The following is a 12,455-nucleotide window of genomic DNA, read 5'->3' as shown; positions in this document are numbered from 1 at the left end:
GCGGACCGGGGGTAGGGCGTGGACCGACGGCTCGTCACCGTTTGTACGGGGCCGCCCCGTTCGGGTACGGGCCGGTGAAAGCGGTTGCGGGCGACGTGGGTTGGGAACGCCGGGCAACGGGAAGGTCACGGTCGGGCAGCGAAACGTGAGGGAGCGGTGAAGGCCGCTCCGGAGGACGAGGAGGACTGCCATGGCCTACTCCGTGATTCTCGGAGTCGTGATAGTCGCGCTCGTGGTGGCCGTCGTCATCGGCTCGTTCTGGAGCGCGGGCAGCCCGATCACCCCGCGACGCCGCCAGGAACGGGACGGCGGCACGGGGTGAGACGGAGCTCCCCCGGACGGGGCCGGTTCCTGCCAAGTGGCCGCGTCCGCAGGTGAGTTCAGGGATCCGGGGGCTCCGTGGCAACGGGCCCCCGTTCCCCCGGGCCTCAGACCGTGCGGCGGTGGCCACCGCCTCCGCCGCGCTTGCGCTCGTACATCTCACGCCCCGCCGCCGAGCGCATCTTCCACTCGCGCCGCATCTCCGCGCGCAGCCGCTGGTCGGTGCGCGAGGCGATCCAGGCGTTCTCGCGCAGCAGCTTGCGGTAGCTGTCGAGGCGCCGGTGGGTGAGGCGGCCGTCGTCGAGTGCGGCCCGGACGGCGCAGCCCGGCTCCGTCTCGTGCGCGCAGTCCTGGAAACGGCACTCCGCGGCCATCTCCTCGATCTCGGCGAAGACCTGCCCGACGCCCTGCTGCGCGTCCCACAGGCCGACGCCGCGCAGCCCCGGGGTGTCGACGACGGAGCCGCCGCCGGGCAGCACCCGCAGGTCGCGGGTGGTCGTGGTGTGCCGGCCCTTGCCGTCGGCGTCCCGGGTGGCCTGCACCTCCTGGACGTCGTGGCCGACCAGCGCGTTGGTCAGCGTGGACTTGCCAGCGCCGGACTGCCCGAGCAGCACGGAGGTGCCGTCACCGATCACCGCGGTGAGCGCGTCGAGCCCCTCGCCGGTGGCGGAACTGACCACCAGCACGTCCACGCCGGGCGCGGCGGCCTCGGCGTCGGCCCGCAGGAAAGCGGTGTCGGCGACGGTGTCGGCCTTGGTGAGCACCACGACCGGCCGGGCACCGCTCTCCCAGGCCAGCGACACGAAGCGCTCCAGCCGCCCGAGGTCGAGGTCGGCGGCGAGCGAGACGCACACCACCGCGTAGTCGGTGTTGGCCGCCAGCACCTGCCCCTCCGAGCGCTTGGAGGAGGTGGAGCGGACGAACGCGGTGCGCCGCGGCAGCAGCGCCCGGACGAACAGCGGGTCGCCCGCGGCGTCGACGGCGGCCCAGTCACCCGTGCACACCACCTTCATCGGGTCGGGCGGCATCACCAGCGCGGTGTCGGCCCGGACCGGTCCCGCGGGGGTGGCCAGGTCGCACTGGTCGCGGTCCACCCGCACCACCCGCCCGGGCACCAGCCCCTGCGCGGCGTACGGGGCGAACTCCGCCTCCCACACGTCGTCCCAGCCGTAGGGCGTGAGGGCGTGCGAGGAGGCGTCACGAAAAGCGAAAGTCAAGGGGGAACCCTTCGAAAGGGTGGCCCCGGCAGCGGCGCGCCGAGCGCGCGCGAAGAGGAAGGAAGGTCAGCCGGAGACCACGGGAGTGCATGGCACGATCTGCTGAATTGGGGCAGCGCCCAGCGCAATGACAGCCATCGGTCCACACCTCCTCGCTCGCTCGAACGGCCGGCACGGGAGCCGCGACCGGTCCCGTACGAACACGTGTGACGGTAGCGCGCCGCTCGGCCGCGCGCCACCGGATTTGCCGGCCGCGGGTCGGGCCGCCGCGCCCGGGAGGGGAGCGGCGGCCCGACCTGCGGAATCAGGGGGTGACCGCGATGTTGGTCAGGCCCTTGCCGCCGCTGGAGGTGTTGGAGGAGAAGACGACGTTCTTCGTGGCGCAGCTGCTGTTGTCGGTGACGTTGATCGCGTAACCGGGGGCGGAGCCGAGGGTGAAGGTGTTGGCGGTGAAGGTGTTCCCGCAGCCGTACGGGTCGTAGACGTTGTGGACCTGGAAGCCGTCGGTGTAAGGGTCGGAGACGGTGTTGTGGTCGATGACGTAGTTGTCGCCCTTGACGTCGATCGTGGAGTCACCGGAGTTCTGGTTCTGCTCGCCCGCGCCCTTGAGGGTGTTGCCGCGGACGACACCGTCGTGGGTGCCCTCCTTGATGTCGATGCCCTCGGCGGCGACGTTGGGGCCGATCGTGTTGTCCAGCACCTGCACGTAGTCGGAGGCGTCCACGCCCGTGGGGCCCGCGTACTGGTCCCAGTTGCTGTTCGCGGAGCCGATGTAGACGCCCTCGCCGTAGTTCGGGTGGGTGGTGCCGGTGTCGTGCACGGTGGAGTTCTGGATCAGGCCGTGGTCGCTGCCCGAGCGGAAGTGCACCCCTTCGTAGCCGATGGTGTCGACGGTGACGCCGTCGAGCGTGACGTGCGGGGAGGCGTCCATGACGATGCCCTTGTTGCTGTCGGTCACCCGGATGCCGCGGACCTGCCAGTAGGGCGCGTTGTCGAGCCACAGCCCGTAGCCGTTGCCGCCGTTGGAGGAGAGCACTGCCTTCGCGCTGCCGGTGATCACGATGGGCCTGGACGCCGTCGCCGGGACGGCGGCGGTGAACTGGCCCGCGTACGAACCGTCCGCGAGGGCGATGGTGTCGCCGGGCTGCGCGTCGGCGAGCGCCGAGGTGAGCTGGGCGGCGGTGGCGACGTTCACGGTCCGGCCCGAGCCCGAGGTGGGCGGCGTGGTCGGCGGGGTGGTGGGGGGCGTGGTCGGCGGGGTCGTCGGCGGCGTGGTGGGAGGTGTCGTCGGCGGGGTCGTTCCGGTCCCGGGGGTGCCGTAGACCTCGAACTCGTCGACGGTGAAGCCGGTCGCGCCGGAGACGTAGTGCTGGTCGTACAGCTCGATCCAGCGGGTGCTGACACCGGCGGGCAGGGCGACGGTGGTCGTGCCGCCGGTGCCGTCGGTGACCTGCGTCTGGGTGTGCCAGGACGTGCCGTTGGGCGAGGTGCGCACCTTGAAGGAGGTCGCGTAGCCGCTCCCCCACACCACGCTGACGTGGTCGACGGCGGTGGTGGCGCCGAGGTCGACCATCAGCTCCTGCGGGGTGCCGGTGGCGCTCTGCCAGGAGGTCGAGGTGTCGCAGTCCACGGCGGCGGCCGGACTGCCCGCGGCCGTGCTGGTCGCGCTCGCCGCCTTGCCGCAGGCCAGGTCGCCGCTGATGGTGGCGGCCGCGGAGGTCCCAGCCATGGCCAGGCCCGCCAGGCCCGCGGCGAGGAGGGCGCCGACTGCGGCCGCGGCGCCCGCCGCGTATCCGCGGCGTCGGGACGTACGGTGCCGGGCGGCGGTGCGCTCCGGCCTTGAGGTGGTGGGGGTCATCTCAGTCCTCACTCGTGAGTTCATATAGATGAACGAGAGATACATCCATGGACATCCATGTGACCCCAGAAGCTAGGTCCACCCCCACGGAGCGTCAAGCCATCGCGCAGAAATCGCCGCGACCTGTGAAGTCGGCACAGGAGAGGCCCGGTTGACGTCAGCACGCCCTCACCACAGGGCGTTCTCGTCCGTGAACGCGCCGCCGTGGGCATCGCGGTCGCCACCCACGGCGGCGCCACGCCCTCCGCCCTCGACGACACCGCCACCGGGCGCTGTGCGCACCGGCCCTTCCCCGCCGGTACGCGCAACCCCCTGGCCCGCCCCCGGCCCCGTCCCTACCCTGGAGCCATGGCCCACGCGAAGACCTCGCACGCCCGCCCGCCCCGCCGGGTGCGTACGTCCGTGGCCGCCGCGCTGCCCGCCGTGGCGGCCGTCGCGCTGCTGGCCGGCGGGTGCGGGGAATCGGGGGCGGGCGACGGCTGCCCCGCCGCGCGCGACACCGCTTCGGCGGGGCTCGCGACGAGCCACCGCAGCACGCAGGACCCGACCGCCGCCGCGTCCTACTGGACGGAGGAGCGGATGCGCAGCGCGATCCCGATGCCGATGCCGACGAATGACGGAGGGCGCTGCGGGTCCTGACCCGGCGGCACATCGCGACCGCGGCCGCCTCGGCCGCACCGCACTTCCTGTGCACAGGCATTGACACCGCTTCACAGCTCCGTGAAACTCCCCCGGGAGAGCGCTCTCCAAGCTTCGTACGAGGCCCAACCCCCCATGGAGATGCATATGAGCCTCCTGTCCCCCTTCCGGCGGGGCGTCCGGCGCAAGAGACCTTTACTGACCGCGATGGTGGCCGCCGTGGTCGCCGTGGCCGGGGCGATCACCGCCACGGCCGGCACCGCGCACGCCGCCCCCACACTGCTGTCGCAGGGCAAGACCGCGACGGCCTCCTCCACCGAGAACGCCGGCACCCCCGCCTCCGCGGCCGTCGACGGCAACACCGGCACCCGCTGGTCCTCCGCGGCCAGTGACCCGCAGTGGCTCCAGGTCGACCTGGGCGCCACCGACACCCTCAGCTCCGTCTCGCTCAACTGGGAGACGGCCTACGCCACGGCGTTCAAGATCCAGGTCTCCGACAACGGCCAGACGTGGACCGACGCCTACTCCACCACGACCGCGACCGGCGGCCAGCAGTCGATCCCCGTAAACGCTTCCGGACGCTACGTCCGGATGTACGGGACCGCCCGCGCCACCGGATACGGCTACTCCCTGTGGGAGTTCCAGGTCTACGGCAGCACCGGCGGCGGCACCAACCCCGGCGCGTGCGGCACCGCCAACGCGGCGCAGGGCAAGACCGCGACGGCCTCCTCCACTGAGAACGCCGGCACCCCCGCCTCGGCGGCCGTCGACGGCGACACCGGCACCCGCTGGTCCTCCGCCGCGAGCGACCCGCAGTGGCTCCAGGTCGACCTCGGCTCGTCGCAGACGGTGTGCCAGGTGGTGCTCAACTGGGAGGCCGCGTACGGCACTTCCTTCAAGATCCAGGTCTCGGACAACGCGCAGACCTGGACCGACATCTACTCGACGACCACCGGCCCCGGCGGCGTCCAGACCCTCGACGTCTCGGGCACCGGCCGCTACGTGCGGATGTACGGCACCGTGCGGGCGAACGGATACGGCTACTCCCTCTGGGAGTTCCAGGTCCACACCACCTCCGGCGGCGGCACCACCACGCCTCCCCCCACCGACCCCGGCGGCGGTGACTTCTCCGGCACCGTGATCTCCGCCTTCAAGCAGGTCACGGCGTCCTCCTACGAGGGCGGCAACGCCCCGGCCGCCGCCCTCGACGGCCGGACGACCACCCGCTGGTCCAGCCTGGCCACCGACAACCAGTGGCTCCAGGTCGACCTGGGCGGTACGGGCACCATCAGCGGCCTCGTGCTCAACTGGGAGTCCGCGTACGCCACCGGCTACCGCATCGAGGTCTCGGACAACGGCACCTCGTGGACGCAGGTCTACGCGACCACCACCGGCAAGGGCGGCGTGGAGAAGCTGCCCCTGACCGGCAAGGGCCGCTACGTGCGCTTCACCGGCACCGCCCGCGCCACCGGATACGGCTACTCCCTGTGGGAGTTCCAGGTCTACGGCACGGTCGACACCTCCACCGCGACCCCGCCGCTGCTGTCCGGCCCGACCAAGGCCCCGGCCACCACGGGCCAGTTCCAGCTGTCCGCCCCCGCGGACAAGGCGATGGTCACCACCACCCGCCGCCCGCAGCTGAGTTGGAACGCGGTCTCCGGCGCCGCCCACTACGAGGTGTGGCTCAACATCAGCCGCACCGACTACGACTGGACGGCGTCCGGCAACCTGCTGGACCTCTACACCAAGGTGGCCGAGCCCACCGGCACGACGTACACCCCGAGTTGGGACATCACCGACCGCTGGACGTACAAGTGGTACGTGGTGGCCGTGACCGGCTCGGGCACCAAGACCACGTCCAACATCCGGCAGTTCAGCGTCTACCTGCCGGACGTCGAGCAGGTCTCGGACGGCGTCAACCTGATCAACGGCGCCCGCGACCTCAACAAGGACGGGCAGATCGAGCCGTACGAGGACTGGCGGCAGCCGGTCGACGTGCGGGTCAACGACCTTCTCAGCCGCATGACGCTGGAGGAGAAGGCCTACCAGATGTTCTACAACGTCCAGAGCTACCCGATGTCCGGCTGGCACTTCGGGCCGGCGCAGCCGGGGGACCTGGACACCGTGCTGAAGTCCACGGCCGCGACCCGGCTCGGCATCCCGCCGGTCTCCGCCGGTGACACGACCGCGGGCTACCAGACCACCTACCCGCTGCAGAGCACGCTGTCGGCGGGCAAGGACTACCCGCTCGACTACAAGCTCGGCGACATGCAGCGCAAGGAGGAGCTGGAGGTCGGTGCGCGCGGCACCCTGTCGCCGCTCGCCGAGGTCGGCACCAAGGTGCTCTACCCGCGCATCCAGGAGGGCGGCGGCGAGAACGCCGACGTCGCGGCCGCGCAGCTCAAGGCGCTGGTCGCGGGGCTCCAGGGCGGTCCCGAGCTCAACCCGTCCTCGGTGCTGGCCACGGTCAAGCACTGGCCGGGCGAGGGCGCGGGCGGCGAGGCGGGCATCGTCTACGACGCGACGACGATCAAGTACCACATGATCCCGTTCCGGGCGGCGATGGAGGCCGGCGCGGTCAACATCATGCCGGGCTACGCGGGCAGCTCGTACCTCGACCCGGGCGGTCCGGGCGCGGGCGACAGCGCGAAGATCCTCACCTACCTGCGGCAGAACATGGGCTACACCGGTCTGATCACCACGGACTGGCTGCCGTCGGGTGCGTGGGTCAACGCGGCGAACGCCGGTTCCGACGTCATGGGCGGCGCCGACCCCGGCGCCGAGGGCTTCACCATGGGGTCCTTCGAGCAGAACGTGCCGCAGTCCCGGATCGACGACGCGGTCAAGCGGATCCTCACGCTCAAGTTCGAGCTGGGCATCTTCGAGCACCCGTACGGCGACCCGGTCAACGGCCCGTTCCGCTTCCACCAGCCGTCGTACACGCAGCTGGCCAACCAGGCCTCCCGCGAGTCCAACACCGTGCTCAAGAACGACGGTGTGCTGCCGCTCAAGCTCAACTCGGGCGACAACATCGTGGTGGCCGGCGACCGGGCGACCGACGGCGCGGCGTGCTGCATCTGGTCCAGCTACTTCCACCCCGACTACGGATCGCTGGACCAGCTCGACGCCCTGAAGGCGAGAGCCGGGCAGAACGGGGTGAACGTCTCCCAGGGCACGGCGACCAATCCGAAGGTCGCGGTGGTGTACGTCGGCGAACCGTCGTACACCCACGCCACGGCCTGGCCGGACACCCAGCCGTACCTGCCGGCCGACCAGCTGGCGCTGATCCAGAACTACAAGAACCAGGGGCTCAAGGTGGTCGTCGTGCTGACGCTGCCGCGGCCCATCGTGATCAGCGACTGGAACAACCTGGCCGACGCCATCGTGATCACCTATCGCGGCGGCGAGGAGGTCGGGCCCGCGACGGCGAGCCTGCTCTTCGGCGACTACACCCCGCACGGCCACCTGCCCTGGCAGCTGCCGCGCAGCCTGGACCAGATCCTCAAGCCGGGCGGCGGCGACGTGCAGGCCGACGCCAACGAGGCGTGGGACCTGCCGTACGACCTCGGCGCGACCGACGCCGAGCGGGCGGACATCCGAGCGAAGATCGCCGCGGGCCAGACCGTGCCGCCGACGTACGGCAACCCGCTCTACCAGTACGGCGCCGGGCTGACGAGCTGGGCGACAGGCTGACCGAACGGGCCCGGAGCCGGACGTGAGCCGGCTCCGGGCCCCGGCCCGGTCCTGACCGCCGGCCGCGTCCCCGGGTCGTCCCGTCCCGGTGGCGCGGCCGGTTCCGTTGCCGGCCCCCCACCGGCGTCCTCACCGCAGGCGCGAGGGGCGGTGAGCAGATCGTTTGGAATCTGCAATACGGACAGCCGCTTCTGCCTCGCAACTGCGGACTTATGATCGTCCCCGTGTCCGCACCCCGCGTGCGGCAGAGAGGACGACATCCTGTGACATTCCGTTCCGCACGACGCCGTACGCTGCCCCTCGCCGTGGGCGGCGCCGCGCTGCTGCTGGCGCTCACCGCCTGCTCCTCCTCGGACTCCTCCTCCGACGCGTCGGACTCCCCGGCTCCCTCGTCGACGGCGAGCGCGTCCCCGAAGGTCAGCGGTACGGTCACGGTCTTCGCCGCGGCCTCGCTCAAGGAGACCTTCACCGAGCTGGGCAAGCAGTTCGAGGCCGCGTACCCGGGCACGAAGGTGACCTTCAACTTCGGCGGCAGCGACACCCTCGCCGCCTCGATCACCTCCGGCGCCCCCGCCGACGTCTTCGCCGCCGCGAGCCCGACGACCATGAAGACGGTCACGGACGCGGGCGACGGCAAGGGCGACCCGTCCACCTTCGTGCGCAACCAGCTGGAGATCGCCACGCTGCCGGGCAACCCTCAGCACATCGCCACGCTCAAGGACCTCACGAAGTCCGGCCTCAAGGTCGCGCTGTGCGCCAAGACCGTGCCGTGCGGCTCCGCCGTGCAGAAGGCACTCACCGCGAGCAGCCTGAAGCTCACCCCGGTGTCCTACGAGCAGGACGTGAAGTCCGCGCTCACGAAGGTGGAGCTGAAGGAGGTCGACGCGTCGGTGGTCTACCAGACCGACGTCAAGGCAGCGGGCGGCAAGGTGGACGGCGTGCAGTTCCCGGAGTCGGCGGGCGCGATCAACGACTACCCGATCGTGGAACTGGCGCACGCGCCCAACTCGGCGGGCGCGCAGGCCTTCATCGCGCTGGTGAAGTCCGCGGAGGGCCAGAAGGTCCTGGCCGAGGCGGGCTTCCTGAACCCGTGAGCGTCTTCTCCGCCGGCGGCGGGGCCGGGCCCGAGCCCGGCCCCGGGGCCGCCTTGCCGGAGGCGCCGGGGCTGCCGTACGGGGGCGGCCCCGGCAAGCGGGAGGCCGCCCGGCGCAGGCGGTTCCGGGCCGGGCGCGCGCCCGTGGCACTGGCGGTGCCCGCCGTCCTCGCGCTCGCGTTCCTGCTGCTGCCGCTCGCCGCGCTGCTGATCAGGGCGCCGTGGCGGAGCATGCCGGACCAGCTCACCAGCGCGGCCGTCTGGCAGGCGCTGCGGCTCTCGCTCCAGACGGCGACGCTGGCCACCGCCGTGTCCCTGGTCTTCGGTGTGCCGCTCGCCTGGCTGCTGGCCCGCACGTCCTTCCCCGGCCGGCGGCTGGTGCGCGCGCTGGTGACACTGCCGCTGGTGCTGCCGCCGGTGGTCGGCGGCGTGGCGCTGCTGCTGGCCCTGGGCCGCAACGGGGTGGTCGGCCGCTGGCTGGACTCGTGGTTCGGGGTCACGCTGCCCTTCACCACGTCCGGCGTCGTCGTGGCCGAGACGTTCGTGGCGATGCCCTTCCTCGTGATCACCGTCGAGGGCACGCTGCGCGCCGCGGACGTCCGCTACGAGGAGGCCGCGGCCACGCTCGGCGCCTCCCGGCTGACCGCCTTCCGCCGGGTGACGCTCCCGCTGATCGCGCCGGGCGTCGCCGCGGGCGCGGTCCTGGCGTGGGCGCGGGCGCTCGGCGAATTCGGCGCGACCATCACCTTCGCGGGCAGCTTCCCCGGCCGCACCCAGACGATGCCGCTGTCCGTCTACCTCGCCCTCCAGGACGACCCGGCGGCCGCGATCGCCCTGAGCCTGGTGCTCCTCGCGGTGTCCCTCGCGGTCCTGGCGGGCCTGCGGGAGCGCTGGACGGGGGGTGCGCTGTGAGGGCGCGCACCGCACGCCGACGGGAGGCGTCATGACGGCCGCCACTCCCCCGGCCCTGCTGACCGGCGAGGGCCTCGACGCCCACCTCGTCGTCGGCCGCGCGGACTTCACCCTCGACGTCGAGCTGTCCGTACGGCCCGGCGAGGTGCTGGCGCTGCTCGGGCCCAACGGGGCCGGGAAGACCACCGCGCTGCGCGCCCTCGCGGGGCTCGCCCCGCTCACCGGGGGCCGTCTGCGGCTCGACGGCGAGACGCTGGAGGAGCCCGCGGTACGCCGCAGGGCCGCGCCCGAGGACCGCCCGGTCGGCGTGATCTTCCAGGACTACCTGCTCTTCCCGCACCTCACCGCGCTGGAGAACGTCGCCTTCGGCCCGCGCTGCCACGGCGTGCCGCGTGCGGCGGCCCGCGCGCTCGCCGCCGAACTGCTGGGCCGGATGGGCCTCGCCGACCACGCCGGAAAGAAGCCGCGCCGGCTGTCCGGCGGCCAGGCCCAGCGGGTCGCGCTGGCCCGCGCGCTGGCGACGAACCCGCGGCTGCTGCTCCTGGACGAGCCGCTCGCCGCCCTCGACGCGGGCGCCCGGCTCGACGTACGGGCCGAGCTGCGGCGCCACCTCGCGGCGTTCGAGGCGGTCGCGGTGCTGGTCACGCACGACCCGGTCGACGCGATGGTGCTCGCCGACCGGGTGCTGGTGATCGAGGGCGGGCGGCGCGTCCAGGAGGGCACACCCGCGGAGGTCGCCCGCCGCCCCCGTACGGACTATGTCGCCCGCCTGGTCGGCCTCAACCTCTTCCGCGGCGACGCCGCGGGCCGCACGATCCACCTCGCGCCGGGCCTCACCCTGCCCCTCGCCTCGGAACTGGAGGGCCCCGCCTTCGTGGCCCTCCCGCCCTCGGCGGTGACCCTCCACCCCTCACGTTCCGCCGCCGCGGAGTCCGGTGCGGCGGTGTGGCCCGTGACCGTACGCACCCTCGAATCCCACGCCGACGCCGTCCGCGTCCACCTCACGACCGCCGACGACGCCCTTCCCCTGACCGCCGACCTCCCCACCCACTCCCTCGCGTCCCTCCCCCTGGAACCCGACGCGCCGGTGTGGGCGGCACTGCCGGAGGCGGAGGCATACGCGTGAGGCAGCCACTCAGTCCCGACAGAAGGTGGGGGACGCGTTCCCCCAGAGGTCCGTCCCGCTGAGGGGGTTGTGCGGCAGGCTCCCCTGGAAGGTGCGCACCAGGAATTCGACGATGCCGCAGTCGAAACGGGTCACCGCAGGCTCGCGCGGACCGTGGTGCCTGCGGAAGGTGACGACGCGCCACTCGTCCGGCTCACCGGTGGTACTCCAGAAGGCGTTGTCGCCATCGGGCGTGTAGCCCCACAGGACCAGACCGCCCTGCACCAGATACTCCGGCTCGATTCCTTCCAGGCCTTCTTGCTCAATAGCCGCGGTCGAAAGGACCCCAAAGGTCTCTCCGACCTCGGAGGCCCGGACCGGGGCCAGGATTCCGAGGTAGTCCGAAATCAGCCCCGGTCCGTACGTCTCCATCAGCCAGAGGAAATCCGCGGGCAACGGCGTCCCGTACGCGTGCACGATCTCGTCCGGGGCAGGGGGAACCCATTTCTCGGCGGGCGGCTCCAGCAGCCGCAGAAGCTCATCTCGTGTGGACATCGCATTCCCTCTTCGCCCGGACGACCGACTACCGCCGATGCTGGCACACACGTACGACACTCCGGTTCGGACCGCGCCCGGTGGCGCCGGCCGTCGGCTCGTCCCACCGGGCGAAAACCCTTTGGCGGGCGGCAGCCGCCCCTGCTAATCTCGCCGAGGCCGTGCAGGAGAACGAGGAGGTGGTACCCGTGAACGCAGTATCGACATGGGTGCTCCCCTCGTGGGCCACGGTCGGGCGGTAGGTCGCCCGGGAGCGCCGTCACGCGCACTCCCGAAAGGCACGACCGTGCATTTCACTTCCGAACAGCTCCTTGACGACGGTGTCGTCGTACGCGATTTCACCCTCGGCGAGATCCCCGGCACCCTCTGGACGACCGGGTCCGCGCCCGCTCCGCTGATCCTGATGGCCCACAACAACGGCCTGCCCAGGCGGGAGCCCCGCCTCGTGGCCCGCGCCCGGATGACCGCGGCGTACGGCTACGCGGTGGCCACCATCGACGCCCCCGGCTGCGGCGAGCGGCCGCGTTCGGCCGCCGCCGAGCAGGCCCGCGCCGAGCTGCGCCGGGCGATGCAGGCCGGCGAGCCGGTCGACGAGATCTTCGAGTCCCTCGTGGCGCCGCTGGTCGCGAACGCCGTCCCGGAGTGGCGGACGGCCCTCGACGCGCTCCTCGCCCTCCCCGAGGCCAACGGCCGCGTCGGCTACTCGGGCTGGACCGCCCTCGGCATCGCCCTCGCGGTGGCCGACCCCCGCATCGAGGCCGCCGGCTTCTTCGCCGGGGGTTACGTCCCGCGCGCCCAGCGCGAGCAGGCCCCCGAGGTCACCGTCCCGCTCCTCCTCCTGCTCCAGTGGGACGACGAGGGCAACCCGCGTCAGCGCGCCCTCGACCTCTTCGACGCCTTCGGCAGCAAGCAGAAGACCCTGCACGCCAACCTGGGCGGCCACCTGGGCACCCCGTCCTTCGAACGGGAGGACGGTGACCGCTTCTTCGCCCGCCACTTGAAGTAACTCGCACCCGCCGGGCCGGCGCGTCCTCGCCGGCCCGGTCAGGCGGCGGGACCGGG

10 protein-coding genes are annotated in these 12,455 nt (G+C 72.4%); 7 read left to right on the top strand and 3 right to left on the bottom strand.

Annotated elements, in window-relative coordinates:
• The first annotated feature begins 190 nt into the window (after nt 1-190).
• Nucleotides 191-322, top strand: a complete 132-nt coding sequence (locus tag ACH4SL_RS05075) for a hypothetical protein (RefSeq protein WP_398442024.1) — start codon at nt 191-193, stop codon at nt 320-322.
• Nucleotides 323-428: 106 nt separating this feature from the next.
• Here the strand turns inward: ACH4SL_RS05075 and rsgA are convergent, their stop codons facing one another.
• Entirely contained in the window at nt 429-1,538 is a 1,110-nt protein-coding gene (gene rsgA / locus ACH4SL_RS05070) for a ribosome small subunit-dependent GTPase A (protein ID WP_398442023.1), read from the bottom strand.
• A gap of 304 nt (nt 1,539-1,842) precedes the next feature.
• Entirely contained in the window at nt 1,843-3,408 is a 1,566-nt protein-coding gene (locus tag ACH4SL_RS05065) for a discoidin domain-containing protein (protein ID WP_398442022.1), read from the bottom strand.
• 336 nt (nt 3,409-3,744) lie between these two features.
• Here ACH4SL_RS05065 and ACH4SL_RS05060 point away from each other — a divergent pair, with 336 nt between their 5' ends.
• From ACH4SL_RS05060 to ACH4SL_RS05040, 5 genes are all read left to right on the top strand, one after another.
• A complete protein-coding gene (locus ACH4SL_RS05060) occupies nt 3,745-4,035 on the top strand; it encodes a hypothetical protein (protein ID WP_398442021.1) in 291 nt (96 codons plus the stop codon).
• A 207-nt stretch (nt 4,036-4,242) separates the two neighbouring features.
• Nucleotides 4,243-7,728 (top strand): discoidin domain-containing protein, encoded by a 3,486-nt coding sequence (locus tag ACH4SL_RS05055; RefSeq protein WP_398442019.1) that lies wholly within the window; start codon nt 4,243-4,245, stop codon nt 7,726-7,728.
• A 263-nt stretch (nt 7,729-7,991) separates the two neighbouring features.
• Complete coding sequence (modA, locus tag ACH4SL_RS05050; RefSeq protein ID WP_398442018.1) at nt 7,992-8,822, top strand: molybdate ABC transporter substrate-binding protein; 831 nt, start codon at nt 7,992-7,994, stop codon at nt 8,820-8,822.
• Between the two features lie 71 nt (nt 8,823-8,893).
• Nucleotides 8,894-9,733, top strand: coding sequence for an ABC transporter permease (locus ACH4SL_RS05045; protein WP_398442676.1), 840 nt, complete (start codon nt 8,894-8,896; stop codon nt 9,731-9,733).
• 31 nt (nt 9,734-9,764) lie between these two features.
• Entirely contained in the window at nt 9,765-10,859 is a 1,095-nt protein-coding gene (locus ACH4SL_RS05040; protein ID WP_398442017.1) for an ABC transporter ATP-binding protein, read from the top strand.
• A 9-nt stretch (nt 10,860-10,868) separates the two neighbouring features.
• Here ACH4SL_RS05040 and ACH4SL_RS05035 read toward each other — a convergent pair whose 3' ends face one another.
• Nucleotides 10,869-11,393 carry a hypothetical protein gene (locus tag ACH4SL_RS05035; protein WP_398442016.1) on the bottom strand — a complete coding sequence of 175 codons (525 nt, stop codon included), beginning with the start codon at nt 11,391-11,393 and terminating at the stop codon, nt 10,869-10,871.
• A gap of 286 nt (nt 11,394-11,679) precedes the next feature.
• Between ACH4SL_RS05035 and ACH4SL_RS05030 the strand changes: the two genes are divergently transcribed.
• Nucleotides 11,680-12,399 (top strand): dienelactone hydrolase family protein, encoded by a 720-nt coding sequence (locus ACH4SL_RS05030; protein WP_398442015.1) that lies wholly within the window; start codon nt 11,680-11,682, stop codon nt 12,397-12,399.
• Nucleotides 12,400-12,455 lie beyond the last annotated feature (56 nt).

It is taken from the genome of Streptomyces sp. NPDC021020, assembly GCF_044333285.1.
Lineage (GTDB): Bacteria > Actinomycetota > Actinomycetes > Streptomycetales > Streptomycetaceae > Actinacidiphila.
The sequence above is the reverse complement of the archived record's forward strand: the minus strand, read 5'-3'. Positions and strand labels throughout refer to the sequence as shown.

Coding starts and splice junctions, on each gene's coding strand:
- ACH4SL_RS05035 (WP_398442016.1), bottom strand. CDS start 11,393: ATGTCCACACGAGATGAGCTTCTGCGGCTGCTGGAGCCGCCCGCCGAG.
- ACH4SL_RS05075 (WP_398442024.1), top strand. CDS start 191: ATGGCCTACTCCGTGATTCTCGGAGTCGTGATAGTCGCGCTCGTGGTG.
- ACH4SL_RS05060 (WP_398442021.1), top strand. CDS start 3,745: ATGGCCCACGCGAAGACCTCGCACGCCCGCCCGCCCCGCCGGGTGCGT.
- ACH4SL_RS05055 (WP_398442019.1), top strand. CDS start 4,243: ATGGTGGCCGCCGTGGTCGCCGTGGCCGGGGCGATCACCGCCACGGCC.
- ACH4SL_RS05040 (WP_398442017.1), top strand. CDS start 9,765: ATGACGGCCGCCACTCCCCCGGCCCTGCTGACCGGCGAGGGCCTCGAC.